This is a genomic window from Streptomyces racemochromogenes, from assembly GCF_039535215.1.
Taxonomy (GTDB): domain Bacteria; phylum Actinomycetota; class Actinomycetes; order Streptomycetales; family Streptomycetaceae; genus Streptomyces; species Streptomyces racemochromogenes.
On sequence record NZ_BAAAWT010000001.1, the window covers coordinates 3,109,258 to 3,134,850 of the forward strand.

The following is a 25,593-nucleotide window of genomic DNA, read 5'->3' on the forward strand; positions in this document are numbered from 1 at the left end:
CAGGGGGTCCGGGGCGCAGCCCCGGGGAACGGAGGAAGGGCGGGTCGGGGACCGCTCCGCGCAGCGGCACGCCGACCCCGCCCGGGCGCGGACGGTACCGTCGGAGACGTGAGAGTCTTCGCCGCCGTCCTCCCCGGCACCGGCGCGGTCGCCGAGCTGCGCGACGCCCTCGCCGCGGCGCCGCGCCCCGACGGACTGCGGTGGACCGCGCAAGCGGACTGGCACTTCACGCTCGCCTTCATGGGCGAGGTCCCCGACCCCCTCCTCCCCGACCTCCGCGCCCGCCTCGCCCGCGCGGCCCACCGCAGCGCCCCCTTCCCCCTCCGCCTCCACGGCATCGGCCACTTCGGGGACCGCGCCCTGTGGACCGGCGCCGCCGGCGGCACCGACGCGATGCGGCTGCTCGCCGAGCGGGCCGAGGCCGCCGCCCGCCGGGCCGGGGTGGCCATGGAGCACCACCGCCGCTACACCCCGCACCTCACCCTCGCCCGCGGCCGCCCCGGCACCGACCTGCGGCCCTGCCTCGACGCCCTCGCCGGCTTCGAGGGCACGCCCTGGCAGGTCGACACCCTCAGCCTGGTCCGCAGCAACCTCCCCTCCTCCGGCGTCCCCGGCGAGCAGCCCCGCTACGAGGTCGTCGAGGCCTGGCCGCTCCACGGCTGAGGCGTTGAGCGTTCGGGGACGGTTCATCCCCCGGTGGCCCGCACGTCGGGGCCCGGAATCCGGATTCCGGTGAAACAGAAGCAGTAGAGGCGACCCCGGCATGCTCCGGACCAGTACCTGGCAAGCCGCCCGCTGACGCACGCACGCCCGCACCCGCATCCAAGCCCCACCGCACCGACGGCCGGCCCGCCACCACCCCGCGGGCCGGCCCGGAGCCCCTCCGGCCACCCTCGAAGGAGTCCCCGTGCCGCTCACCGAGCCGACCACCACCCCGACGGCCGCCCCGACGGCCCCCGCGCGCGTCGCCACCCGCCGCAGGCTGCTGATGTGCCGACCCCGGCACTACGACGTCACGTACTCGATCAACCCCTGGATGCACCCGGAGAACAGCACCGACCCCGCCCTCGCCGTCCGCCAGTGGGAGCGGCTGCGCGACCTGTACCGCGAACTCGGCCACTTCGTCGAGGAGATCGACCCCGTCGAGGGCCTGCCCGACATGGTGTTCGCCGCGAACGGCGCCACCGTCGTCGACGGCAAGGTCTACGGCGCGCGGTTCCGGCACGCGCAGCGCACCGCCGAGGGCCCCGCGTACCTGGGCTGGTTCGAGCGCCGCGGCTACCGCGACGTGCTGTGGCCCGAGTACGTCAACGAGGGCGAGGGCGACTTCCTCACCGTCGGCCGCCGCATCCTCGCCGGCACCGGCTTCCGCACCGACCCGCGCTCGCACGCCGAGGCCCAGGAGTTCTTCGGCCTGCCGGTGACGAGCCTGACCCTCGTCGACCCGGAGTACTACCACCTGGACACGGCCCTGGCCGTGCTCTCCGACGACGAGGTCATGTACTACCCGGCCGCCTTCTCCGAGGGCAGCCGGGCCGTGCTCCGCACGATGTTCCCCCACGCGATCCTCGCCACCGCCGAGGACGCCGCGGTCTTCGGGCTGAACGCCTTCTCCGACGGCCGCCACGTGCTGCTGCCGGAGGCGGCGACCGGCCTGACGGCCCAGCTCAGCGCGCGCGGCTTCGAGCCCGTCGGGGTCGGGCTCTCCGAGCTCCTCAAGGCGGGCGGCAGCGTGAAGTGCTGCACCCTGGAGCTGCGCGACCGCTGAGTCACCACCGACGTAGTTTCCGGAAAGGACAGTTGTGACCTCTGCGACCGCGATCGCGGACAGCCACGCCCGCCTGCTCGACCTCCTGGCGGACGCGGGAGCCGGCCACCGGCTGCTGCGCCACGCCCCGGAGGGGCGTACCGACCTGGCCAGCCTGATACGCGGCCACAGCCTCGAACAGGCCGCCAAGTGCCTGGTCATCAGAGTGGCGCTGGGACGCAAACAGCGCCGTTACGTGATCGCCGTGGTGCCGGGGCACTGCCGCGTGGACCTGGAGGCGGTACGGGCCGAGTACGGCGGCACGAACGCCTCCTTCGCCGTCCGCGAGGTCGCCGAGGAGCTGACGGGCTGCGTCAGCGGGTCGATCATGCCGGTGAGCTTCGACCCGGCCGTGGAGGTGGTCGTCGACCCGGCGCTGCTGGAACACGAGGAGATCTGGTTCAACGCCGGCCGCCTCGACGTCTCGGTGGCGCTGAGCACGGCCGGCTACCTGGCACTGGTGCGGCCGCGCGTCGCACCGGTCAGCGCGGAGCCGGCCGCCGTACGCCTTCGACCGTGACCGTGACCGTGACCATGACGCACGTCTCGCGGCCCCTGGCCCGGGGCTCGGGTGGGAGCGCGTTAGTCTCGACGGGTGGACCCGAAGACCAGGAACCGTGTCATGGCCGGTGTGCTCGTGCTGATGTTCGTCGTCGTGGCGGTGGCGGCCGCGGTGGGCCAGTAGCCCCCGCACCCCGGCCGCTCCGCGTACGCCCGTACCCGTAAGTACCCGTACCGCCCCGCCCGCGCCGCAAGCGCGGGCGGGGCGGTGTGCGTCCGCGGACCCCGCCTACCAGGCGAAGGCCTCCGGCGAGGGTCCCGGCCCCGGGAAGATCTCCTCGAGGCCGGCCAGCACCTCCTCGCCCAGCTCCAGCTCCACCGCCCGCAGCGCGCTCTCCAGCTGCTCGGCGGTGCGCGGGCCGACGATCGGGCCGGTGATGCCGGGGCGGGTCAGCAGCCAGGCCAGGGCGGCCTCGCCGGGTTCCAGGCCGTGCTTGTCGAGGAGGTCCTCGTACGTCTGGATCTGCGCCCGGACGCTCGAGTTGGCGAGGGCGTCCGCCGAGCGGCCCGAGGCCCGCCGGCCGACGGTGGCCTCCTTCTTGAGGACGCCGCCGAGCAGGCCGCCGTGCAGCGGGGACCAGGGGATGACGCCGAGCCCGTACTCCTCGGCGGCCGGGATGACCTCCATCTCCGCGCGCCGCTCGGAGAGGTTGTAGAGGCACTGCTCGCTGACCAGGCCGACCATGCCGCGCCGGGCGGCCGTCTCGTTGGCCTGGGCGATCTTCCAGCCGGGGAAGTTGGAGGAGCCCGCGTAGAGGATCTTGCCCTGCTGGATCAGGACCTCGATGGCCTGCCAGATCTCCTCGAAGGGGGTCCGCCGGTCGACGTGGTGGAACTGGTAGACGTCGATGTGGTCGGTCTTCAGGCGGCGCAGGCTGTCCTCGACGGCCCGGCGGATGTTCAGGGCGGAGAGGCGGTCGTAGTTGGGCCAGGTCTCGCCCTCGCGGTACATGGAGCCGTAGACCTTGGTGGCGAGGACGGTCTTCTCGCGGCGGCCGCCGCCCTGTGCGAACCAGGTGCCGATGATCTCCTCGGTGCGGCCCTTGTTCTCACCCCACCCATAGACGTTCGCCGTGTCGAAGAAGTTGATCCCCGCGTCGAGGGCGGCGTCCATGATCGCGTGGCTTTCCGGCTCGCCCGTCTGGGGGCCGAAGTTCATCGTGCCGAGTACGAGGCGGCTGACTTTGAGGCCGGTGCGTCCGAGCTGCGTGTACTTCATGGGTCACTAGCCAACTGCTTGGAGTGCGCTCCAGGCAAGACCCTTTCGCGGGAGGGGTCTTACCGGGCGGGCGCGGGCCGGTAGGGGCCGCCGATGCCCCAGGCCTGGTGCAGGACGGCCGCGAACTCTGCCGCGAGGCGGTGCTCGCCGGAGGCGTTGGGGTGCGTGCCGTCGTAGGTGTCGTGGTGGATGTCGTACGCGGCCGGCCGGGCGGCCAGCAGGATCGGCGAGGCGTCGGTGGTCAGGTCGGCGACCGCCTTGGCGAGGAGTTCGTTGAACCGGGCGACCTCGGCCGCGAACGGGGGTTCGTCCTCGGCGCGGACGTTGGGGATGACCGGGAGGAAGACCATCCGGATCGCCGGGCGGGCCTCGCGGGCGGCGGCGACGAAGGCGCGGACGTTGCCGGCGGTCTGCTCGGCGTTGGTGTAGAAGCCGAGGTCGATCAGGCCGAGGGAGACGAGCAGCACGTCCGCCCGGTGGCCGGCGGCGGCGGGTCCGATGAGGGGGGCCATGTGCTGCCAGCCCTCGCCCCAGCCGGCGAGGTGCCGGCGGGCGTGGACGGGGAAGTCCGGGGCGGCGTAGTCCTGTCCGGCGGGACCGTCGGCGCCGGTGTCGTCGTACAGGGCGGTGCGCGGGCCGACGATCTCGAACGATCCGTCGCCCAGGGTGGCGCCGAGGTGCTGCCACATGCGGTAGCGCCAGGTGTAGTCGCCGGCGCGTCCGATGGTCATGGAGTCGCCGACGAACATGAAACGCATCCGGTCATCATCGCGGATCACGCGCCGGGAGCCCCTGTGATGCCGGACACGCCCTGCCTGGTGGCAGGCTTGTGGGATGCGCCTGCTGCCCCGGTCGACCGCCGTCCCCGCCGCCCTCGTGCTCGCCCTGCTGCCGGGGGCCGCCCTCGCGGCGGAGACCCCCGCCGCGTCCGGGTTCACCCTCACCGATCCGCGGATCAGGGAGTCGAGCGGGCTCGCGGCCAGCCGGATCCACCCGGGCGTGTACTGGACGCACAACGACAGCGACGACGGCCCGTACGTGTACGCGGTGGACTCGGCGACGGGCAGGACGGTGGCGCGGCTGACGCTGACCGGGATCGGGACCCCGCGCGACGTGGAGGCGATCTCGCTCGGACCGGACGGGCAGCTGTACCTCGGGGACATCGGCGACAACAAGGACGGCACCTGGGACCACGTGTGGATCTACCGCTTCCAGGAGCCGAAGGAGCTCGGCGACCGGACCGTCGCCGCCGAGCAGTTCACGGTCACGTACGCCGACGGGCCGCGCAACGCGGAGGCGCTGATGGTGCATCCGGTGACGGGCCGGGTGTACATCGCGAGCAAGAACGAGCAGGGCGGCGGCCTGTACGAGGGCCCCGAACGGCTGTCGGCGGACGGGCGCAACGTCTTCCGGCGGGTCGCGGAGGTGCCGTGGGTGACGGACGGGGCGTTCTCGCCGGACGGGACGCGGCTGACGCTGCGCGGCTACCTCACGGCCCGTACGTACGCCTGGAAGGACGGCCGCCCCGAGGGCCCGGGCGAACGGGTGGACGCGCCGTGGCAGGGGCAGGCGGAGTCGGTGACGTACACGCCGGACGGCAGGACGCTGATGTTCGGGGCGGAGGGCGCGAACAGCAGGGTGGTGGCCGTACCGGTGGCTCCGGCGGCGGCCGCGTCCGCCCCGGCCCGCTCCCCCGCCCCGCAGCGGCCGGGCGGCGGCCCGACGGGCTCCGCGGGGGCGCAGGGCGCGCCGTCCGGGCAGGACTCCGGCAGCTTCACCAAGGGGGCGCTGGTCCTCGCGGCGGGCACCGCCCTGGTCCTGGCGGGCAAGCGCCTCTTCCGCCGCCGCAAGGGTTAGGGCGGCCGGGCCCCCGGGCGTCGTAAACCTCCTGCGCGCAACGTTCACGATCCGTGCGCGCAGTGCACATGACCTCGAGGAACACCCGCCTAAGCTCACTGTCGGCGAGGGGCCCCCGTCGTTCACGGGGGTGACGACAGGGGCCCGTTCCACACCGCCCGACGTGATGCGAGTCACACCCTGTCACACGTGCGGGGCGCCCGGTGTCTTGTGTCCGAACCCCAACGGAGGAGGACACGATGAGCGAGAACAACACCGACGTGGTCGTGATCGGCGGCGGTTACGCGGGCGTGATGGCCGCCAACCGGCTCACCCGGCGGGGCGACGTCACCGTCACCCTGGTCAACCCGCGCCCGTCGTTCGTGCACCGCATCCGCCTGCACCAGCTCGCCGCCGGCAACGACGCGGCCGTCGTCGCGTACGAGGACGTCCTCGCGGAGGGCGTACGCCTGGTCGTGGACACCGTCGACCGCATCGACGCCCCCGCCCGCGCCCTCGCCCTCGCCTCCGGCGACCGCCTCGCCTACGACTACCTCGTCTACGCCGTCGGCAGCGCCGGCGCGGAACTGCGCGTCCCCGGAGCCGCCGAACACGCCCACCCCATCGCCACCCTCGAGGACGCGCAGCGGCTGCGCCCGGTCCTGGACGCCGCCCCCGCCGACGCCCCGGTGACCGTGGTCGGCGCCGGACCCACCGGCATCGAGACCGCCGCCGAACTCGCCGGCGCCGGCCGCCCCGTCACCCTGGTCTGCGGCGGCACCCTCGGCCCCTACCTCCACGCCCGTGGCCGCCGCTCGGTCGCCCGCCGCCTGGCCCGCCTGGGCGTCACCGTCGTCGACGGCCCCGACAGCACCGTCACCCACGTCAGCGCCGCCGCCGTACGCCTCGCCGACGGCCGCGAACTGCCCAGCCGGGTCACCGTCTGGACCGCCGGCTTCGCCGTCCCCGACCTCGCCGCCCGCAGCGGCCTGGCCACCGACACGGCCGGCCGCATCCTCACCGACGAGACCCTCACCAGCGTCGACGACGACCGCATCGTCGCCGCCGGCGACTCGGCCGCCCCGTCGGGCCTGCCGCTGCGGATGAGCTGCCAGGCCGCCATGCCCATGGGCGCCCGCGCCGCCGACACCGTCCTGAGCCGCCTCGCCGGCGAGCGCCCCGAAACCCTCAACCAGCCCTTCGGGGCCCAGTGCATCAGCCTCGGCCGCCACGACGGCATCTTCCAGTTCGCCAAGGCCGACAACGCGATCTGGTTCCACGTCGACGGCAAGCCCGGCGCCAAGCTGAAGGAGACCGTCTGCACGGGCGTCGTCAAGCACCTCGCCGACGAGGCCCACAAGCCCGGCGGCTACCGTCTCCACCTCATGGGCGCAGCCAACCGCCAGAAGAAGCTCCAGGCCGTGCGGGGACAGACCACGGCCGCCTGACTCCCGGGGGGACCGACCAGATGAACGACCACGCGCACGACGACGCGCACGACGACGCCCGCACCGCCGACACGGCCGCCGACACGGCCGCCGACACGGCGACCGAAGCGGCGACCGAAGCCTTCGTCGCCCACCGCAACCTGCTCTTCACCGTCGCCTACGAGATGCTCGGCTCGGCCTCCGACGCCGAGGACGTCCTCCAGGAGACCTGGCTGCGGTGGGTGAAGGTCGACCTCGGCCAGGTCGAGGACCGGCGCGCCTACCTCGTCCGCATCACGACCCGTCAGTCCCTCAACCGGCTGCGGGCGATGAGCCGCCGCAAGGAGTCCTACGTCGGCGAATGGCTGCCCGAACCGCTGCTGACCGCACCGGACGTGGCGCAGGACGTGGAGCTCGCCGAGAGCGTCTCCATGGCGATGATGCTCGTGCTGGAGACGCTCTCCCCCACCGAACGCGCCGTGTTCGTCCTGCGCGAGGCCTTCGACGTCGGCTACGAGGAGATCGCCGCCGCCGTCGACAAGACCCCCGCCGCCGTACGCCAGATCGCGCACCGCGCCCGCCGTCACGTGGACGCCCGCCGCCCCCGCCAGACCGTCTCCGCGAGCCAGACCCGGGCCGTCATGGAATCCTTCCGGCGCGCGCTCGACAGCGGAGACCTCCAGGGGCTGCTGGACGTGCTCGCCCCCGACGTCGTCCTCGTCGGCGACGGCGGCGGCATCAAGCAGGCCGCGCTGCGCCCCGTCACGGGCGCCGGCAAGGTGGGCCGCTTCATCGTCGGCGGCGTCGGCAAGAGGGCGGGCCGCTTCTCCGTCACCCCCACCGTGGTCAACGGCAGTCCTGCACTGCTCGCCCACCTCGACGGCGAACTCGACGGCGTGATGGCGTTCCACGTCGAGGACGGCCGCATCGCCGGGATCTACTTCGTCCGCAACCCCGAGAAGCTCGGCGCCGTCGCCGCCGAGACCGCGATCACCCTGCGGTGAGCCGAGGGCGGGCGCCGCACCCCGGCGACCCGTCCCTCACCAGCCGACGGCCCGGAGGGGCCGGACGGACCGGACGGGCTACGAGTGCCCGAGATCGGCGGACGGAAGGTCCGCCGACGGCACCGACCCGGTGTCGGGCGCCGGGCGCAGCGGGAACTCGTCCGTCGCCATCGAGTCCAGCACCGGCGGCGCGGGCCGCGGCGGCTTCGGCATGACGGCGGCCTCCGAGTGGCCGCCGCAGCCGTACGACAGGGAGACGAGCCGTCCGTCCGCCGGACCGAACTCGTTGGCGCAGACCCCGAAGGCCTGCCCCAGCGATCCCCCGATCGCCACGAGGAAGCCGCACGAGACGCACGACGCGGGCGCGGCCTGCGCCATCGGCGTCTTCGCCCCGAAGGACTCGTCCCAGCGGTCGGCCGCCGTGTGCAGCCCGTACCGCGACAGGACGCGGGCGCGGCGCATGCCGAGCTCCTCGGCCACGGCGGTGATCGAACCTCGCGCCGGGACGACCGCGCGGTCCGTGACGTCGGCGTCCTCGGCCTCGACCAGTTCCGCCATCTCGCTGGAGACGACCGAGTTCGGCGGCGGCGCGTCCTCCCCGGACCAGCCCGGCTCCAGGCGCAGGTCGTCGGCGTCCGTCGGCAGCAGGTCGCCCGGGCCCATGTCGCCCGGGCGCAGCCGCTCGCTCCACGGCACCCATTCGGGGGCGAGGAGCGCGTCGTCGCCGGGAAGGAGCACCGTTTCGTCGAGGGTGACGTTCTTCGCGCGGGAGGCGCGGGTCACGGTGACGGCCCAGCGCCAGCCGCGGTAGCCCGGCTCCTTGCACTCGAAGAAGTGGGTGACGACCCGGTCGCCCTCCGCTACGACGGAGACGTGCTCGCCCACCACACCGGGGTGGGCGGCCTCCTCAGCCGCCGCGCGGGCGAACTCGACCGCCTCGGCGCAGAGGCGGTCCGGGGCGGGCGTACGCGGGGTACGCGGGGTACGGCTTCGCGTCGTCGCAGCACTCACAGGTCTCGTTCTCTCCTACGCCGTCTCACGAGTGCGCCGTCCGTACTGTCGTTCACAACGACCCGTCGGTCTCGTCCGTACGTAGCGCGGGCGGAGCGGACCAGAGGGCCGCGTCGACGTCCGCGCCCCGATCGGCCTCGGGCGCACCCCACTGTGATCCATTCTGCGGGATCACGAAGAGGCGCGCGGCCAAGTGCAACCGCCGGTGGCGCGCTACGCACGCTACCTCCTTCGAAGCCTTCGGCCCACATGCGAGGTCCGATTCGCGGACAACACACGCGCACGCACGCCGCGCGAACGCCCCGGCGGAAGCCGCGCGAACGCCGGCGGAAGCCGCCCGAACGCCCCGCGGAAGCCGCCCGAACGCCCCGCGGAAGCCGCCCGAACGCCCCTCGGAGCCGCCCGAGACCCGTACGCAGGCCGCGCGGGGCCCGCCCCCGGGCCCCCCGGAACCACGCCCCTGACGCGCCGGGAGGGGTCCCGGATGGCGTCGTGGGGCACTATGGCCACGTGGCTCCCGCACGGTCGTCCGCAGACGGCTCGGGACCGGCCAAGCGGGCCGGCCGGGCGGTCGGGCGTGCCCTGCACCTCCCCATCACCGGTCCGGCGCGCGGAATCCGGCGCGCCACGCACGCCCACGGGGCCGGCGAGTCGGGACTGGGCCGTCTGATCGAACTGCACGCGATCAACGGCGCCGGAGACGTCATGATCACCGTCGCGCTCGCCTCGACGGTGTTCTTCTCGGTCCCCACCGACGAGGCACGCGGACGGGTGGCCCTCTACCTGGCGATCACCATGGCGCCCTTCACCCTGCTGGCCCCCGTGATCGGCCCCCTCCTCGACCGGCTCCCGCACGGCAGGCGGGCGGCGATGGCGTGCGCCATGCTGACGCGGGCCCTGCTGGCGCTGATGATGTCCGGCGCCGTCGCCACCGGCGGCCTGGAGCTGTACCCGGCGGCCCTGGGCGTCCTGGTCGCCTCCAAGGCGTACGGAGTCGTACGCAGCGCCGTCGTCCCGCGGCTCCTCCCGCCGAAGTTCTCACTCGTCAAGGCGAACTCCCGCGTCACGCTCGCGGGCCTGCTCGCCACCGGCGCGGCCGCACCCGTGGCCGCCGGACTGCACACGATCGGACCGCCCTGGCCGCTGTACGGGGCCTGCGCGATCTTCGTGTGGGGCACCTTCGCGGCGTTCCAGCTGCCGCACAAGGTCGACGACGCCAAGGGCGAGCGCCGCGCCCGGCTCTCCACCCACGAGGCCCACTCCAAGCGCCCCGGGCTGCGCACGGTCAGCCGCCCCGTCCTGTGCGGGCTGCTGGCGAACGCGGCGATGCGCTGCCTGTCCGGGTTCCTGATCTTCTTCCTGGCGTTCCTGCTGCGCGAGCAGCCGCTCGCCGGGCAGAGCGCGGCGGTGTCGCTGGGCATCGTCGGCGTCGCGGCGGGCATCGGCAACGCCGCCGGGACCGCGGTCGGCGCGTGGCTCCGCGCCCGCGCCCCGGAGGCGATCATCGCCTCGGTCCTCTCCGTCACCCTGGGCGTGGCGATCCTCTCGGCCGTCTTCTTCAGCGGCCTGCTCGTGGCCGTCCTGGCCGGCACGGCCGGCTTCTGCCAGGCCCTGGCGAAGCTCTCGCTCGACGCGATGATCCAGCGCGACGTCCCGGAAGCCGTCCGCACCTCGGCCTTCGCCCGCTCGGAGACCCTGCTCCAGGTGGCCTGGGTCCTGGGCGGCGCGATCGGCATCGCCCTCCCGCTGAACGGCACCCTGGGCATGGCGGTGGCCGCCGCCGTGGTGGCCGCCGGCACCGCGATGGCCCTCCGCGGCCTCCTGACGTCCCCCCGCCACCAGCCGACGTCCCCGCGGCCCCGGGTGGCGTAGGGGCGCGGGGGTCTGGGGGCGGAGCCCCCAGGGGGTCCGGGGCTCCGCCCCGGGGAACGGGCGAAGGGCGGGGCGGGGAGCAGCCCGCGCAGCGGCACACCCCCGCCCCCGCCCGGCACGGCACGGCACGGCACGGCAACGGTCGACGCGGCCCGAGGACCCCCGTGCGGCGGCGCAGCCCACCGGCCCGATAGCCTTCGGCTCATGACCGCACCGCTTTTCCCGGGTAGGGCCCGCCGCAGCGTCGCGGCCCTCGGAGCCGTGTCCGCCGGCCTCCTCCTCCTGTCCGCCTGTGGCGGCGACAAGCCGACCCCGCTCGCGACGGTGACCGTCGGCAGCTCGTCGGTGTCCGCCGAGTCCGAGGGCGAATGCAGCCCCACCGGCCAGGACCTCACCATGGACAAGGTCCAGAACTGCCTCACGGACCCCAAGAAGGCCAAGACCGTCGAGTACGGCCGCGGCGACACCCTGCGCCTGGGCGTCGAGCCCGAGGTCGTCGAGGACGGCAAGAAGTGGCAGGCCGTCCTCGACGGACAGCCGATCACCGAGCCCTCCTCGAACACCTACCGCAGCTTCCAGGGCGCCGACGTCTTCGCGACCGGCGGCCAGGGCGAGGCACCCCAGTCGAAGCTGCTGGGCTTCGTCCAGGTCGGCGAGGACGGCAAGCCCCTCTCCGTCTGGACCTTCAAGCTCAAGCTGAAGAAGTAGCGGCGGGCGCAGCGGCGTGCGCGCGCTGATCGTGACCGCGGTGGCCGCGGAGGCCGACTCCGTGGCCGCCGGTCTCACCCCTCATCCGGACCCGGTCACGCCCGAACCGCGCACGCTCCCCGGGGGTTACCTCATCACCCGCCGGGACCTGCCCGGCCTCGCCGCCGACGTGCTCGTCGGCGGTGTCGGCCCGGCCGCCGCGGCGGCCGCCACGGCCACCGCGCTCGCGCTGGCCGACTACTCCCTCGTGATCTCCGCCGGCATCGGCGGCGGGTTCGCGCCCGCCGCCCCGCTCGGCTCGCTGGTGGTCGCCGACGCGCTCGTCGCCGCCGACCTGGGGGCCGAGACCCCCGAGGGATTCCTTCCGGTGCAGGAGCTGGGCTTCGGCCGCAGCGTGCACCTTCCGCCCGCCGAGCTCGCCGCCCGCGCCGCGGAGGCCACCGGCGCGCTCCTGGCGCCCGTCCTGACCGTGTCCACCGTCACCGGCAGCGCCCCCCGCGCCACCGAGCTCGCCGCCCGGCACCCGCTGGCGGGGGCCGAGGCGATGGAGGGCTTCGGGGTGGCGGAGGCCGCCGCCGCGCACGGGCTGCCCGTACTGGAGGTCCGCGCCGTGTCCAACGCGGTCGGGCCGCGCGACCGGGCCGCCTGGCGCATCGGCGACGCGCTCGCCGCCCTGACCGCCGGATTCCGCGCACTGGGACCCGTACTCGTCAACTGGGGAGAACGCCATGAGCGCCACGAGCACCGCGAACACCACGAACACCGCTGAACCGCTCGCCATCGCCTACTCGCCCTGCCCGAACGACACCTTCGTCTTCGACGCCTGGGCCCACGGCCGGGTCCCGGGCGCGCCCGCCCTCGACGTGACCTTCGCCGACATCGACGTCACCAACGGCATGGCCGAGCGCGGCGAGCTGGACGTGCTGAAGGTGTCGTACGCCGTACTGCCCTGGGTGCTGGAGGAGTACGCGCTGCTGCCCTGCGGCGGCGCCCTCGGCCGCGGCTGCGGCCCCCTCGTCCTCACCCGCGAGCCCGGCACGGACCTGTCCGCCGGCACGGTGGCCGTGCCGAGCGAACGCTCCACCGCCTACCTGCTGTTCCGGCTGTGGGCGGCGGACGTGCTGCCGGACGGGGTCGGGAAGGTCGTCGTCCTCCCGTTCCACGAGATCATGCCGGCCGTGCGCGACGGCCGCGTGGACGCGGGACTCGTCATCCACGAGGCCCGGTTCACGTACCAGGAGTACGGGCTGCACCGCCTGGCCGACATGGGCGAGCACTGGGAGTCCACCACCGGACTGCCGATCCCGCTCGGCGCGATCATCGCCAAGCGCTCGCTGGGCGCGGAGAAGCTGCGCGCGCTGGCCGAGTCGGCCCGTACGTCGGTGCGGATGGCCTGGGACGACCCGGAGGCCTCGCGGCCGTACGTGCGCGCCCACGCGCAGGAACTGGACCCGGCCGTCGCCGACCAGCACATCGGGCTGTACGTCAACGAGTTCACCGCGGACCTCGGCGACGACGGGTACGCGGCCGTCCGCGGCCTGCTCACCAGGGCCGCCGCCGAGGGCCTCGTCCCGCCCGTCCCGGCGGACGCGCTGCGCTTCCCGTGACGCGAACGCGACGGTGCCCCGCCGCTCGGAAGGAGCGGCGGGGCACCGGCTTGCCGGTCTCGCCCGCTCAGACGTCGAGCTGGTCGGCCACCGCGCGGAGCAGCCCGGCGATCTTCGTGCCGTGCGACTTGTCGGGGTAGCGGCCGCGCTCCAGCATCGGCGTGATGTTCTCCAGCAGCGTCGTCAGGTCCTGCACGATCGACGCGAGCTCATCGGGCTTGCGGCGCTGGGCAGCCGCGACCGAGGGCGCCGGATCCAGCACCGTCACGGAAAGTGCCTGGTCACCGCGCTGTCCCGCGACGACTCCGAACTCCACCCGCTGCCCGGGCTTCAGGGCGTCGACCCCGGCCGGGAGCACCGACGAGTGGACGAAGACGTCGCCGCCGTCGTCACGGGAGAGAAAGCCGAAGCCCTTCTCGCTGTTGAACCACTTGACCTTGCCGGTAGGCACGTCCGTCCTCTGTCCTTGTGCTCGTCGGGTCCGGGTGACCGTGGTGAACGGCTCCGGATAGCAGTACAGCGGGTCCTTCGACCCGCCTCCTCCAGGCTAATGGTCCCCAAACCGCTGACAAGACGTTCCCCGGTCCTTCCCGAGTCCACCGCTTCGGCCAGGGAACTACCCTGGTGGGGTGACTGTTACTCCTCATCCCGACGATGCGCGGCCCGGCGACGGCCTGATCAAGACCGGCGGCATCGTGTTCATCGCCGGCGCGCTGGCGACCCTGGCGACGATGGCCCCGCTGTTCCTGGGAACCGACCCGTTCCCGTCGTACGCGTGGGCCGTGTGCATGCTCATGGGCGTCGGCTTCGCCATCGCCGCGGCGGGCGTGCTCCGCTCCGCCGCCGCACAGCGCAAGGCGGCCCGGGCGTCCCAGGCCGCCTGACGCACCTCGCCCGGCCTCGCCCTCGCCCTCAGGCGGTGCGGGCGCGCTCGTACTCCGCGAGCCACCGCGGCAGCTCCGTGAGGTCGGACAGCACCACGTCCGCACCGGCCTCGCGCAGCTCCGACTCCGCGCACGGCCCGGTCGGCACCGCCACCGACAGCGCGCCGGCCGTCCGGGCGCCGCGCACGTCGCCGACGTGGTCGCCGACGTAGACCTGCGCCCCGTACTCGCGCAGCGCCCCGGCCTTGGCCTCGGCCCAGAGCCAGCCGATGACGGCGTCGGGCTCTATCCCCAGGTGCTCCAGGTGGTGCCGGGCGTTGGGCTCGTTCTTCGCCGTCACGACGATGGCCCGCCCGCCGAGCGCCTGCACGGCCTTGACCGCCTCATGGGCGCCGGGCATCGCGGGCGTCGGCTCGATGGCGTGGTCGACGTAGAGCTCCCGGTAGAGGTCCCGCATGGCCGGGATCTCCTCCTCGGGGAACCAGTACGCGAGCTCCTCCTCCAGCGGCGGCCCGAGGCGGGTGATGGCCTCGTCGGCGTTGATGTACGCCCCGGTCCTGGCGGACAGGGCCTCGTAGGCGGCCTTGATGCCGGGCCGGGAGTCGATGAGCGTCATGTCGAGGTCGAACCCGACGGTGAGCTGCGGGGGGATGGGGGCGGGGGCGGGGTTGGGGCTGCCTGAGGTCATGCCGCCATTGTGCCGAGGCTGGGGGCGGGTGGCGGGGGCGGCACCCTGCAGAGCGGTCTCATCGATGGTTGGGGGCTTCCCGTCAGTCCCATCGTCCTTCCGGTTCGGGCCGGTCCCTCAAGGGCGCTCCCTTCGGTCGCGTCGCTACGCGATGGCCTTCGGCCACCCTTGACCGACCGACCCGAACCGGAAAGCCGAAAGACTGCCGGGAAACCCCCAAAGAAACGGCACGGTCCAAGGGCAAGGGACGGGTCCCTCAGCGAGGGGCGAGGGGCCGGGCGCCGGCCCGCCGGGCATCCGGGCCCTCACGAGTCCAGATTCCGGGCCGGGTGCGCGACTACCCGCACGAGAGCCCGACCAGAGCCCCCTCCAGACCCCCCAGACGCGACAGATCGCTACGCGCTCCTCCCGTCTCAGCGTCCGACGACCGCCTGTGGCTGCTACCCGCCCCAGAGGCCGAACAGATCCACCTAGGCATCCGACAGGCGCGTCAGATCGCTACGTGCTCCTCTGGTCTCGGCGGCTGGCGGCCGTCTTGGGCTGGTCCGGGGCGGGTTCGACGTTGGTGGCGGCGGTGGTGAATTCGCGGCCGCATGCGCCTCGGATGTATGCGAGCTCCATCCAGCGTTCGATGCCGGTGTCGGAGACGTTCTCGTTGATCACGGCCATGAGGATGCCCTCGGTGCCCGAGGCGATGTCTCGAACGCGTCGGTGGAGGAGGCGGTGGGGGACGTATTCGTAGCACTCACTCATCGGGCGCTCCTTCGAAGGTGTCGAGGAAGCGCTCCCAGCCGGCGAGTGCACGGTCCAGGAGCTCTTGGCTGGGGCCGGTGTTGGCCTCCGGTCGTGGCCAGGGTTCGCCTTGCGCGGTCTGGTCATGGGGCGCGGTCATGGAGCCAAGTCTAGCGTGTGCGGGGGTGAGGCGGGCGCCGGGAGGGCGGACGTTTCCCCTCGCGACCGAGCGGCCGTCCATAATCTGGATCCGTGACGGTCGGCATACGGAGGATGAGCAGGCTGTGAAGGAGCTGGTCCTGTTACGCCAGGCGGCGGGGTATACACAGGCGTCGTTCGTTGCCGCGTTCTCAGCCGAGGCGGCGCGACTCGGCATCGCGAAGGGTGAAGAGGAGAACCTTCGTCGCGGACGCGGGCGGTCTCATAGCGGCGGCTCTCATGCCCGCCGCGTCCGGGATGCGCGTGGGTACGGCCGAGCTCGGCCATGTGCGGCAGCGGCTTGCGGGGCTCTACCGGACCGACCACGCCAAGGGCAGCGTGCCGGCGAACGCACAGGCCGATCACATCGAGGCGGACATCACCAGCGCCCTGCGCGAAGCGTCGTACACCTCGACCGTCGGCCGTGAACTTCAGACGATGCTGGCCGAGTTGCACGGTCATCGGGCGTGGTACGGCTATGACGGCGGCCGCATCGCCGAAGGCAGGACCGCATGCATGGAAGCCCTTGCCGCTGCTCAACTCGTCGACAACTCCCTGCTTCAGATCTCCGTTCTGGAGACACTCGTACTGCTGGCGATCAAAGCCGAGCGAACGTGGGAGGCGGCGAGTGCCGTCGAACATGCCTACCGTCTTGCGACTCGGGCACAAGCGGGTGCGACGGTTCATCTGGTGATCGCACTCCGAGGTGCCAACGTGGCCATTCACTCTGGAGACCTGCCGGGCGCCCGCCGATCCCTGAGCCGAGCCGTTCAGTTCCAAGGACGCACGGACCGCGACGAGGATGTACCTGACTGGGCCAGGTTCGTCGGCCCCTTCGAAGTCGACTACGCCACCGCAGACATGTACATGCGAGCCAACCAGCCGGGCCGAGCGGTGCCCTTCCTGCGGGCCGCCGTGGGCGGCATCAGCAGCGGTCTGGCCCGCAACAGCGCCTCCTACCGCGTCAAATTCGCCGATGCGCTGCTCGCGGCCGGAGAGATCGAGGAGGCATGCGCCGTGGTGGACGGTGTCATGGACGCGTGGGGTGACATCTCCTCTCCACGCCTGCTGAGCAAGGTACGGAATTTCCAGCGCTCGGCATCGGATATCGGGAGCCGGACCGCCCGCGACTGTGTTGTGCGGATTCGCGAGACCGTCTGAGAGGACCTGGGATGAGCCAGTCAGCACAGTTCGCCGTCGAGACGCTCGACGGACAGGCTGCGGCACACGCCGAGGCGGCCTTCCGATCGGTCTACGCAGAAGCCTTCGCCGAACCGCCCTACGAAGAGACCGAAGCGGACGTATCGGCCGCCTTCCGGCGCTTCCGGTCCCAGACCCGCAAGAGCACCTTCGTCGGTGCCCTGGCCACCCATGACGGCGAGCCGATCGGCATGGCCTACGGCTACCCCCTCAGCCCGAAGACGGGCTGGTGGGACCAGCTCACCGAACCGGTACCCGAGGACATGCGCCGCGAGGACGGCCACAGAACCTTCGGCCTCATGGAGCTGGCCGTCCGCGCCCACTGGCGCCGGCAGGGGATCGCCCGCCGCCTGCACGACACCCTGCTCGCCAACAGCAACGCCGAACGCGTCCTGCTCAACGTCCGTCCGGACAGCGAACCCGCCGTGGCCGCGTACCGGTCATGGGGCTACCGCAAGGTGGGTGACGCACAACCGTGGCCCGGCGCCCCCCTGCACGACGTGATGCTGCTCCCCCTGAGGGCCGACCAGCCCGAACGATCCCCCTGCCCCGGGTGATCGAAGTGACCGACGCCGCAGGCGCCTTCCGCCCACCTGGTGGACGGCATTCTCAACCGCCAGCAACCCAAGACCGGCGGCAGCCGCCGAGACGGAGAAGCGCGTAGCGATCTGACGCGCCCCCGTGCACCCCGGCCGCTCTGGTCGTCCTCTGGCGTGGGGATCAACCACAGACGGTCGCTGGACGCTATGCCGGGAGGAGCGCGTAGCGATCTGTCGCGCCTGGGGGGTCTGGAGGGGGCTCTGATCAACCTCCCGTGCGGGTAGTCGCGCACCGGCTCCGAATCTCGACTCTTGAGGGCCCGGATGCCCGGCGGGCCGGCGCCCGGCCCCTCGCCTCAGCGCTGAGGGAGGCCTCCCTCCAAGGATCATCCGTCCCGTTTCTTTGGGGGTTTCCCGGCAGTCTTTCGGCTTTCCGGTTCGGGCCGGTCGGTCAAGGGTCGCCGAAGGCGATCACGAAGTGACGCGACGAAGGAGCGCCCTTGAGGGACCGGCCCGAACCGGAAGGACGATGGGACTGACGGGAAGCCCCCAACCCGCTCTGATCCGGCCCAGGGGGGTGCCGCTCCCCGGCCCCCCGGCCCGCAGACAAGGGGGCGGGTGGGCGAACGCCGCCCCGCCCCAGGGGGTCGAGGGGGAGATAGCGGGCCCGCGCCGCAAGGCGCGTACCCGTGCTCCGGGCTACCGCCGCCGCGCCCGCCACAGGAGGTAGGCCGCCGTGAGTGCGCCCGCTGTGCGGGCCAGGGTGGGCCAGAGGGACTGGAAGGTCGGGCCGACCCGGTCGGAGGGGATGGGGGTGCCCCAGTTGCCCGCGGCGCGGCCCCAGAGCCAGAGCATGGCCAGGGTGAAGACCGCCACGGGCAGGCCGAGCAGGACCCACTTGCGCTCGCGGGGTCCGAGCACGCGCGAGGCGTACGCAACCAGCGCGCCGGCGCCGAGCAGCGGCCAGTACCCGGTGAGGGCACCGGCCAGGAGCAGTACCGCCGCCAGTACGAGGAACGCGTGGGGGCGGGGCCTGGGTTCCCCCTCCGGAGCGGCGGCCTTCTTCTTCTCGCGCCGGTCGCGCAGGAACCGTACGAGGCCGCCCGCCGCTGCGGCCGGCCCGGCGGCGGGGTCCTTGGCGGCTTCCCGCTTCTCCTTCGCCGCCCGTTCCTCCTCCGCCTCCTCCCCGAACAGGTCCGGGATCTCGATGCCGCCCGCGAAGCCCTCCACCTGCGGCCCCCGCCCCCTGCCGGAGCCGCCGGGGGACAGGCTCCACCAGTCGGGTTCGGCTCCGCCGGAGGGCCCGAGCTCGTCGAGCCCGGCCAGGTGCGGCGGGACGTTCTGCGGGGCGTTCTGCGGGGCGTCCCGCGGGAGGTCCTCGGCGGTGCGCTGGGTCGGCACGGCCGGAAACGCCGGAACCGCCGGGGCCGCCGCCCCACGCCCGGCCGCGCCGACCGTGTCGAGGACCTCCTCCGGCGTGCCGATGCGCTCCAGGATCCCGCGTACGGCCGCCGGGGTGTCGGGCTCGTACTTGGCGCGGCGGCGGTCGATCTCGTCCCGCAGCCCCGAAACCAGCCGCATCCGGTCACCGGACGACAGCTGCCGCTGGGCCGCCAAGTCCCCGACGCGGCTCAGATATTCGTAGACCAGATGGTCGCTCTCGATCCCCACGCCCCCGACGGTAGCGCGTGCGTCCGTGGAGCGGCCGACGACGCAGCGGATACCGTTGGCCGGATGGGGACCGGCCGACGGTCCGGCCGGCGTGACCAGGAGGCGACCACCGTGCCCGAGGCAAGTACCGCTGCGGCGAACGCCCCGCGCTCCCTCGCCGAGGCGCTCCGCGCCCGCGACGACGTGGCGCTCGCCGCCCTGCTGCACGCCCGCCCCGACCTGCTGAACCCGGTGCCCGGCGACGTCACCCAGCTGGCCACCCGGGCCGGCACCCGGGCGTCGGTGGTACGGGCCCTGGACCGGCTGGACCGGTTCGCGCTCCAGACGGCCGAGGCCCTCGCGGTGGCCCCGGACCCCTGCCCCTACCCGGTGCTGGAGGAGCTGCTCACCGGCAGCGGCGGTGGGGACGCCGAGGGCGCCGAGGCCCGCGACGCGCTCCCCCGGGCCCTGGGGACGCTGCGGGACCAGGCCCTGGTGTGGGGGGACGACGACCGGCTGCGGCTGGTCCGCACCGCCCGGGAGCTGCTCGCCCCGTCCGCGCAGCGGCCCTCCCCGACGGGGCTGGGGCCGACGGTCGCCGAGGCGACGGCGGGCATGTCGCCGACCCGGATCCAGGAGATCGTCGCGGCGGCCGGGCTGCCGGCGACGCACGACCCGGTGTCGGCGGTGGCGGCGCTGACCGGGCTGTTCACCGACCCGCAGCGGATGTCGGCGCTGCTGGACGGGGCTCCGGCGGAGGCGCACCAGGTGCTGGGGCGGCTCGTGTGGGGGCCGCCGTACGGGGAGGTGACGCCGGAGCCGACGCCGCCGGTGCGCTGGCTGCGCGACCGGGGGCTGCTGCTGCCGGCTTCGCCGCGGACGGTCGTCCTGCCGAGGGAGGTGGCGCTGCACCTGCGGGGCGGGCTCGCGCACCGGCGTACGGAGCCGCTCGCACCGGTGGTCGGCGTGTACCGGGAGCACCGTCCACAGCTTGTGGACGCGAACGCGGCCGGGCAGGCGCTGGCGGCGCTGGAGACCGTCGAGGAGCTGGTGAAGTCCTGGGAGCACGCGGGTCCGCTGGTGCTACGCGCGGGCGGGCTGGCGGTGCGGGACCTGAAGCGGACGGCCGCGGCGCTGGACACGACGGAGTCCGAGGCGGCGTTCTGGGTGGAGCTGGCGTACGCGGCGGGGCTGCTGGCCAGTGACGGGGAGGCCGACGAGCGGTACGCGCCGACGCCCGCGTTCGACGACTGGCGGGAGCTGCCGCCGGCGGAGCGGTGGGCGGTGCTGGCGGCGGCGTGGCTGCCGGCGACGCGTACGCCGGGGCTGGTCGGGGAGCAGGACGCGAAGGGGCGGACGCTGTCGGCGCTGGGTCCGGACCTGGACCGTTCGGCGGCGCCGGAGGTGCGGCGGAGGGTCCTGGACCTGGCCGGGGAGCTGCCGGAGGGCGGGGTGCCCGATCCGGAGGCGGTGCTGGAGCGGCTGGCGTGGGAACGGCCGGCGCGCGGTACGAGCGATCTGCGGGCCCGGCTCGCGCGGTGGGCGCTGCACGAGGCCGAGGTGCTGGGGGTGACGGGGCGGGGTGCGCTCAGCGCGTTCGGCCGGGCGCTGCTGGAGCACGGGGATCCGGCGGGGCTGCTGGCGCCGCTGCTGCCGGAGCCGGTGGACCACGTGCTGTTGCAGGCGGACCTGACGGCGGTGGCGCCGGGGCCGCTGCTGCGTCCGCTGGCGGAGATGCTGGCGGTGCTCGCGGAGGTGGAGTCAAAGGGCGGGGCGACGGTGTACCGCTTCACTCCGGGTTCGGTGCGGCGGGCGCTGGACTCGGGGCAGGCGGCGTCGGACCTGCACGCGTTCCTCGCCGAGCACAGCCGTACGCCGGTTCCGCAGCCGCTGGCGTACCTGATCGACGACGTGGCGCGGCGGCACGGCCACCTGAGGGTGGGGGCGGCGTCCTCGTACGTGCGCTGCGACGACGACGCGATGCTGGGCGAGATCCTGGCCGACCGGCGGTCGGCGTCCCTGGGGCTGCGGCGTCTGGCGCCGACGGTGCTGGCGGCGCAGGCGGACCCGGCGGCCCTGCTGGACGGGCTGCGGGCGATGGGGTACGCCCCGGCGGCGGAGTCCCGTACCGGTGACGTGATGGTGGCGCGGGCCGACGCGCACCGCACCCCGGCGCGTTCGGCGCCGGTGCCGGTGCCGGACGGGCCGCCGGTTCCGGACGCGACGCTGCTGGGCGCGGCGGTACGGGCGATCCGTGCGGGCGACCTGGCGGCGACGGCGGTCCGCAAGGAGCCGGCGGCCGGGTCGGCGTCGGGGGCTCCGGGGGAGCTGCCGCGTACGAGCGCGGCGGAGACGCTGGCGACGGTGCAGGCGGCGGCGCTGACGGGGTCGGCGGTGTGGATCGGGTACGTGAACGCGGACGGGGCGGCGAGCCAGCGGGTCATCGCCCCGGTGCGGGTGGAGGGCGGCTTCGTCACGGGGTACGACCACACGGCGGACGAGGTCCGCACGTACGCCCTGCACCGGATCACGGGGGTGGCGGAACTGGCGGAGGACCAGGTCTGAGCGGCCCGGCCGGCCGGGACAGAACGCCCCGGCCCTCCCCGGCACCGGGCCCCTTCGCGCCCTGGCCGGCTGAGCGGCCCCGGGTTGGCCCGTCCCGCCCGGCCGGGACGGGACGCCCCGGCCTTCGCCGGCCGGGGCCCCGTCGTAACCCGGCCCCCGCCGAAAACCGCTGGTAGCCGACCACGGCGAACCGGCACCCTGACGGCATGCCCGAAGCAACGCCCACGGCCCCGGCCGCGCCCGCACCCGGACCGGCACCCGCACCCGCACCCGCACCCGCACCTAACACCGACGCCGACCCCGATCCCGCAGCCCCGACCCCCCGGCACCAGATCCGCGCCCTCCACACCGCCACCACCGTCACCGTCTACCAGGCCTACGCCCCCCACCTCGGCCTCCCCGCGGCCCGGGACGGGCGGTTCCCGCCGGCGTGGAAGCGGGAGCGGATGACGTGGATCAAGCCGTCGTTCCTGTGGATGATGTACCGCTGCGGCTGGGCGGCGAAGCCCGACCAGGAGACCGTCCTGGCGGTCGAGATCACCCGCGAGGGCTTCGACCGGGCCCTCTCCCAGGCCTGCCTGTCGCACTACGTGCCCGGCGTCCACGCGGACCGCGGGGCGTGGAAGGCGTCGCTGGCCGGCTCCCCGGCGCGGGTGCAGTGGGACCCGGAGCGCGACCTCCACCTGAACGCGCTGCCCCACCGGTCCCTGCAGCTGGGCCTGTCGGGGCCGGCGTCACGGGCGTACGCCGACGAGTGGACGGTGTCCATCCGCGACGTCACCCCGCTGGCCCGGGAGATCCACGGGCTGGTCCGCGCGGGCGACCTCGACGCGGCCCGCGCGCTGCTCCCGGCCGAGACCCCCTACCCGGCGGGCCCGCTGCCTCACCTGGGCGCGTAGTCGACCAGCCCGGTGTCGAAGGGCCACACCTCGCGCAGCCAGGCGCTGACCGTCCGGTACACGACGGCGTCGAGGTGCGCCCGGTCCTCGCGCACCCAGGAGCTGACGTGCACCCGCCCGGCCTGCTCCTTCGACGGGTAGACGTACAGGCAGCCGATGACCTCGGCGTCGCCCTCCAGCACGCTGTACGTGAACCCGCGCCGCTCGGCGAAGTCCTGCGCGTGCCGCTCCAGGTCGGCGAGGTTCGCCTCGGCGGACATCCCCTCCGGCGGCGGCCAGTTCCGGCCCGCGAAACCGGGCGTGGCCCGGACGTGCGCGATGCTCCCGCTCCAGGCGGCGAGGTCCCGCGCGTTGTGCTCCGCTCCGAGGGGCTCCAGCCGGAATCCGTCGCCGGCGAGGGTGCGCGGCACGTCGAAGCCCTCGGGTACGAGGGGCTGCTGATCTTCACTCATGCCCGGAAGGTACGCCGCCCGCCCGTCCGGCGTCAGCGGCTTTTCCAGCGCGTCGCGACGGCTCGACGCCGCCCCCGCAGCGGCTCGACACCGCCCCCGCGACGGCGACGCCGCCCCCGCACGGCCGACCCCACCCCTCCCGGCCTGCGATAGGGCAGACTGGAGGTTTGGCCGCCGCGTCCGGGCGACCACTTCACCGCCGGAAAGGGACGTGCTGCGTGAACGGGCCACTCATCGTCCAGAGCGACAAAACCCTCCTCCTCGAAGTCGACCACGAGCTCGCCGGGGCGGCACGGCGGGCCATCGCCCCCTTCGCCGAGCTGGAGCGGGCGCCCGAGCACATCCACACCTACCGGATCACCCCGCTCGGCCTGTGGAACGCCCGGGCCGCCGGGCACGACGCCGAGCAGGTCGTCGACGCGCTCGTCGAGTACTCCCGCTACCCCGTCCCGCACGCGCTGCTGGTCGACGTCGCCGAGACGATGGCCCGCTACGGCCGTCTGACCCTGTCCAAGCACCCCGTGCACGGGCTGGTGCTGACGAGCACCGACCGGCCGGTGCTGGAGGAGATCCTGCGTTCGAAGCGGATCGCCCCGTTGGTCGGGGCGCGGATCGACGCCGACAGCGTGGCCGTGCACCCGTCGGAGCGCGGGCAGATCAAGCAGACGCTGCTGAAGCTGGGCTGGCCGGCCGAGGACCTCGCCGGGTACGTGGACGGCGAGGCGCACCCGATCGAGCTGGAGGAGAACGGCTGGGCGCTGCGCCCGTACCAGGCGCAGGCCGTCGAGGGCTTCTGGCACGGCGGTTCGGGCGTGGTCGTGCTGCCGTGCGGCGCCGGCAAGACGCTGGTCGGGGCCGGTGCGATGGCCAAGGCGAAGGCGACGACGCTGATCCTGGTCACGAACACCGTCTCGGCGCGGCAGTGGAAGCACGAGCTGGTCAGGCGCACCTCGCTGACGGAGGAGGAGATCGGCGAGTACTCGGGTACGCGCAAGGAGATCCGGCCGGTCACGATCGCCACGTACCAGGTGCTGACGACCAAGCGGAAGGGCGTCTACCCGCACCTGGAGCTGTTCGACTCCCGGGACTGGGGGCTGATCCTGTACGACGAGGTGCACCTGCTGCCGGCGCCGGTGTTCAAGTTCACCGCCGACCTGCAGGCGCGGCGGCGGCTCGGTCTGACGGCCACTCTGGTCCGTGAGGACGGGCGGGAGTCGGACGTGTTCTCCCTCATCGGGCCGAAGCGGTTCGACGCTCCGTGGAAGGAGATCGAGGCGCAGGGCTACATCGCGCCCGCCGACTGCGTCGAGGTCCGCGTCAACCTGACCGAGTCGGAGCGGCTCGCGTACGCGACGGCCGAGACCGAGGAGAAGTACCGCTTCTGCGCGACGACGGCGACGAAGCGGAAGGTGACGGAGGCGCTGGTGCGCAAGCACCGGGGTGAGCAGACCCTGGTCATCGGCCAGTACATCGACCAGCTCGACGAGCTCGGCGAGCACCTGGACGCGCCCGTCATCAAGGGTGAGACCTCGAACGCGCAGCGGGAGAAGCTCTTCAACGCGTTCCGCGAGGGCGAGATCAACGTGCTGGTCGTCTCGAAGGTCGCGAACTTCTCGATCGACCTGCCGGAGGCGACCGTCGCCATCCAGGTGTCGGGCACCTTCGGCTCCCGGCAGGAGGAGGCGCAGCGCCTCGGCCGGGTGCTGCGCCCGAAGGCGGACGGGCACGAGGCCCGCTTCTACTCGGTGGTGGCGCGCGACACGATCGACCAGGACTTCGCCGCGCACCGCCAGCGCTTCCTGGCGGAACAGGGCTACGCCTACCGGATCATGGACGCGGACGAGCTCCTGGCGAGCGACTGACCGGCGCCCCGGAGGGCGGGCGCGGGGCCGGGACCCGGTGGGCCGCCGCCGGCGGGTGTCCGTGGTGGACGTCGTCCGGGTGGACGGGGTGGCGGGTGCGGCGGCGGTGGGCCGCGCCCGTCAGGGCGGTGAGGAGCGGGACGGCCCACACCCACAGCTGCGGCCACTCCCGCAGCAGGGCCCGGCCGGGCACCGGGAGGTGGTGGGCCCAGAAGTCGGCGGAGGCTTCGGGGAGCACCAGCAGGCCGAGCAGGACGCTGCCGGCGAGCCCGGCCAGGGCGGTCAGGGCGGCCCGGACGCGCCGGGTCAGCAGCAGGTACGGGACGAGGAGCGCCGGGGTCAGGGTGATCCCGGCGGCGATGCCCAGCGCGAAGCCCTTGCCGAGGGCGGCGCGCGGCCGGCCGAGGTCCCAGACGGCGAGGCAGGCGAGCGCCAGGTTGATCTGGCCGGGCAGCGGGCTCTGGAACAGCGGCTCCAGCCACAGCCCGGCGGTGGTGGCCGCCAGGACCGGACCCCGCCGGGCCCGTACTCCCGCGAGCCGGCAGGAGAGCACGATCAGCAGGGCGAGCAGGCCGGCGTTCCCGAGGACGAGGACGGCCTTGAGCACACCCGCAGGCAGCCAGGCGGCGGGCGTGAAGAGGATCGCGGCGAACGGCGGGTAGGCGCTGGGCGGGTGCCATTCGGCGGCGGAGAAGCCGCTGAGGACGGCGTCGGCCGTCGGAACGCGGAGGGCGATGCACAGGACGCCCAGGGCCAGCAGCGAGCCTGTGACCAGCACAGCTGCGAGTGTGGGGGGTGGGGAAGCGGAGGCGGGGCTGCGGGTCACGCGCGTGACCCTAGTGGATCCGCGCACGGCTACCGCCGGGTTCAGG

Annotated in this window: 26 protein-coding genes; 16 read left to right on the forward strand and 10 right to left on the reverse strand. The window is 73.9% G+C overall.

Going from position 1 to position 25,593, the window contains the following annotated elements:
* The first annotated feature begins 108 nt into the window (after positions 1–108).
* The 3 genes from thpR to ABD973_RS14225 all read left to right on the forward strand — a co-directional run bounded on the left by thpR (position 109) and on the right by ABD973_RS14225 (position 2,327).
* Positions 109–663, forward strand: a complete 555-nt coding sequence (gene thpR, locus ABD973_RS14215) for an RNA 2',3'-cyclic phosphodiesterase (protein WP_345500249.1) — start codon at positions 109–111, stop codon at positions 661–663.
* A 244-nt stretch (positions 664–907) separates the two neighbouring features.
* On the forward strand, positions 908–1,768 hold the full coding sequence (gene ddaH / locus ABD973_RS14220) for a dimethylargininase (protein ID WP_125821938.1): 861 nt from the start codon (positions 908–910) through the stop codon (positions 1,766–1,768).
* 34 nt (positions 1,769–1,802) lie between these two features.
* The gene (locus tag ABD973_RS14225; protein WP_125821937.1) at positions 1,803–2,327 is read left to right on the forward strand and encodes a YbaK/EbsC family protein; all 525 of its coding nucleotides are present in this window, start codon (positions 1,803–1,805) and stop codon (positions 2,325–2,327) included.
* Positions 2,328–2,597: 270 nt separating this feature from the next.
* Here the strand turns inward: ABD973_RS14225 and ABD973_RS14230 are convergent, their stop codons facing one another.
* Together ABD973_RS14230 and ABD973_RS14235 are read right to left on the reverse strand one after the other, a co-directional pair.
* A complete protein-coding gene (locus ABD973_RS14230) occupies positions 2,598–3,587 on the reverse strand; it encodes an aldo/keto reductase (RefSeq protein WP_125821936.1) in 990 nt (329 codons plus the stop codon).
* A 59-nt stretch (positions 3,588–3,646) separates the two neighbouring features.
* Entirely contained in the window at positions 3,647–4,345 is a 699-nt protein-coding gene (locus ABD973_RS14235) for a GDSL-type esterase/lipase family protein (RefSeq protein ID WP_345500250.1), read from the reverse strand.
* A gap of 76 nt (positions 4,346–4,421) precedes the next feature.
* Between ABD973_RS14235 and ABD973_RS14240 the strand changes: the two genes are divergently transcribed.
* The 3 genes from ABD973_RS14240 (at position 4,422) to ABD973_RS14250 (ending at position 7,854) form a co-directional block, all read left to right on the forward strand.
* A complete protein-coding gene (locus tag ABD973_RS14240) occupies positions 4,422–5,444 on the forward strand; it encodes a PQQ-dependent sugar dehydrogenase family protein (protein WP_125821934.1) in 1,023 nt (340 codons plus the stop codon).
* A 239-nt stretch (positions 5,445–5,683) separates the two neighbouring features.
* Positions 5,684–6,871, forward strand: a complete 1,188-nt coding sequence (locus ABD973_RS14245) for an NAD(P)/FAD-dependent oxidoreductase (RefSeq protein ID WP_125603079.1) — start codon at positions 5,684–5,686, stop codon at positions 6,869–6,871.
* Positions 6,872–6,891: 20 nt separating this feature from the next.
* Positions 6,892–7,854, forward strand: a complete 963-nt coding sequence (locus ABD973_RS14250; protein ID WP_345500251.1) for an RNA polymerase sigma-70 factor — start codon at positions 6,892–6,894, stop codon at positions 7,852–7,854.
* A gap of 78 nt (positions 7,855–7,932) precedes the next feature.
* Here ABD973_RS14250 and ABD973_RS14255 read toward each other — a convergent pair whose 3' ends face one another.
* On the reverse strand, positions 7,933–8,865 hold the full coding sequence (locus ABD973_RS14255) for a DUF3027 domain-containing protein (protein WP_125603080.1): 933 nt from the start codon (positions 8,863–8,865) through the stop codon (positions 7,933–7,935).
* A gap of 492 nt (positions 8,866–9,357) precedes the next feature.
* Here ABD973_RS14255 and ABD973_RS14260 point away from each other — a divergent pair, with 492 nt between their 5' ends.
* From ABD973_RS14260 to ABD973_RS14275, 4 genes are all read left to right on the forward strand, one after another.
* A complete protein-coding gene (locus tag ABD973_RS14260) occupies positions 9,358–10,737 on the forward strand; it encodes an MFS transporter (RefSeq protein ID WP_125821931.1) in 1,380 nt (459 codons plus the stop codon).
* Positions 10,738–10,941: 204 nt separating this feature from the next.
* Positions 10,942–11,445 (forward strand): DUF2771 domain-containing protein, encoded by a 504-nt coding sequence (locus tag ABD973_RS14265; RefSeq protein ID WP_125604973.1) that lies wholly within the window; start codon positions 10,942–10,944, stop codon positions 11,443–11,445.
* 16 nt (positions 11,446–11,461) lie between these two features.
* On the forward strand, positions 11,462–12,214 hold the full coding sequence (locus ABD973_RS14270; protein WP_125821930.1) for a futalosine hydrolase: 753 nt from the start codon (positions 11,462–11,464) through the stop codon (positions 12,212–12,214).
* Positions 12,174–13,052 carry a 1,4-dihydroxy-6-naphtoate synthase gene (locus ABD973_RS14275; protein WP_125604977.1) on the forward strand — a complete coding sequence of 293 codons (879 nt, stop codon included), beginning with the start codon at positions 12,174–12,176 and terminating at the stop codon, positions 13,050–13,052. Before ABD973_RS14270 ends, ABD973_RS14275 begins: the two co-directional genes overlap by 41 nt.
* A gap of 67 nt (positions 13,053–13,119) precedes the next feature.
* On the opposite strand, the gene ABD973_RS14280 is transcribed toward ABD973_RS14275, so the two are convergent.
* Positions 13,120–13,503 (reverse strand): cold-shock protein, encoded by a 384-nt coding sequence (locus ABD973_RS14280; RefSeq protein WP_007265584.1) that lies wholly within the window; start codon positions 13,501–13,503, stop codon positions 13,120–13,122.
* Positions 13,504–13,681: 178 nt separating this feature from the next.
* Here ABD973_RS14280 and ABD973_RS14285 point away from each other — a divergent pair, with 178 nt between their 5' ends.
* Positions 13,682–13,936 carry a hypothetical protein gene (locus ABD973_RS14285; protein ID WP_125821929.1) on the forward strand — a complete coding sequence of 85 codons (255 nt, stop codon included), beginning with the start codon at positions 13,682–13,684 and terminating at the stop codon, positions 13,934–13,936.
* Positions 13,937–13,964: 28 nt separating this feature from the next.
* On the opposite strand, the gene ABD973_RS14290 is transcribed toward ABD973_RS14285, so the two are convergent.
* The 3 genes from ABD973_RS14290 to ABD973_RS14300 form a co-directional block, all read right to left on the reverse strand.
* The gene (locus ABD973_RS14290) at positions 13,965–14,624 is read right to left on the reverse strand and encodes an HAD family hydrolase (RefSeq protein ID WP_125821928.1); all 660 of its coding nucleotides are present in this window, start codon (positions 14,622–14,624) and stop codon (positions 13,965–13,967) included.
* A gap of 498 nt (positions 14,625–15,122) precedes the next feature.
* Complete coding sequence (locus ABD973_RS14295) at positions 15,123–15,377, reverse strand: hypothetical protein (RefSeq protein WP_125821927.1); 255 nt, start codon at positions 15,375–15,377, stop codon at positions 15,123–15,125.
* Positions 15,370–15,516: a hypothetical protein gene (locus tag ABD973_RS14300; protein ID WP_345500252.1), complete on the reverse strand. Its 147-nt coding sequence runs from the start codon at positions 15,514–15,516 to the stop codon at positions 15,370–15,372. Before ABD973_RS14300 ends, ABD973_RS14295 begins: the two co-directional genes overlap by 8 nt.
* A gap of 224 nt (positions 15,517–15,740) precedes the next feature.
* On the opposite strand from ABD973_RS14300, the gene ABD973_RS14305 reads away from it, so the two are divergent.
* Both ABD973_RS14305 and ABD973_RS14310 read left to right on the forward strand, forming a co-directional pair.
* Positions 15,741–16,715: an NsdA family TPR-like regulatory protein gene (locus ABD973_RS14305; protein ID WP_486389281.1), complete on the forward strand. Its 975-nt coding sequence runs from the start codon at positions 15,741–15,743 to the stop codon at positions 16,713–16,715.
* A gap of 11 nt (positions 16,716–16,726) precedes the next feature.
* Entirely contained in the window at positions 16,727–17,311 is a 585-nt protein-coding gene (locus ABD973_RS14310; RefSeq protein WP_345500254.1) for a GNAT family N-acetyltransferase, read from the forward strand.
* A gap of 681 nt (positions 17,312–17,992) precedes the next feature.
* Here ABD973_RS14310 and ABD973_RS14315 read toward each other — a convergent pair.
* A complete protein-coding gene (locus ABD973_RS14315; protein ID WP_345500255.1) occupies positions 17,993–18,964 on the reverse strand; it encodes a hypothetical protein in 972 nt (323 codons plus the stop codon).
* Here ABD973_RS14315 and ABD973_RS14320 point away from each other — a divergent pair.
* Together ABD973_RS14320 and ABD973_RS14325 are read left to right on the forward strand one after the other, a co-directional pair.
* Positions 18,944–21,508 carry a helicase-associated domain-containing protein gene (locus tag ABD973_RS14320; RefSeq protein ID WP_386382245.1) on the forward strand — a complete coding sequence of 855 codons (2,565 nt, stop codon included), beginning with the start codon at positions 18,944–18,946 and terminating at the stop codon, positions 21,506–21,508. The two genes, ABD973_RS14315 and ABD973_RS14320, sit on opposite strands and share 21 nt — an antisense overlap.
* A gap of 206 nt (positions 21,509–21,714) precedes the next feature.
* Positions 21,715–22,407 (forward strand): DUF4291 domain-containing protein, encoded by a 693-nt coding sequence (locus tag ABD973_RS14325; protein ID WP_345500257.1) that lies wholly within the window; start codon positions 21,715–21,717, stop codon positions 22,405–22,407.
* On the opposite strand, the gene ABD973_RS14330 is transcribed toward ABD973_RS14325, so the two are convergent.
* Complete coding sequence (locus ABD973_RS14330; RefSeq protein ID WP_345500258.1) at positions 22,392–22,859, reverse strand: GNAT family N-acetyltransferase; 468 nt, start codon at positions 22,857–22,859, stop codon at positions 22,392–22,394. The genes ABD973_RS14325 and ABD973_RS14330 overlap by 16 nt on opposite strands.
* Positions 22,860–23,077: 218 nt before the next feature.
* On the opposite strand from ABD973_RS14330, the gene ABD973_RS14335 reads away from it, so the two are divergent.
* Positions 23,078–24,721 (forward strand): DNA repair helicase XPB, encoded by a 1,644-nt coding sequence (locus tag ABD973_RS14335; protein WP_125603950.1) that lies wholly within the window; start codon positions 23,078–23,080, stop codon positions 24,719–24,721.
* Here ABD973_RS14335 and ABD973_RS14340 read toward each other — a convergent pair.
* A complete protein-coding gene (locus ABD973_RS14340; protein WP_241253320.1) occupies positions 24,687–25,499 on the reverse strand; it encodes a glycosyltransferase family 87 protein in 813 nt (270 codons plus the stop codon). The genes ABD973_RS14335 and ABD973_RS14340 overlap by 35 nt on opposite strands.
* Positions 25,500–25,593 lie beyond the last annotated feature (94 nt).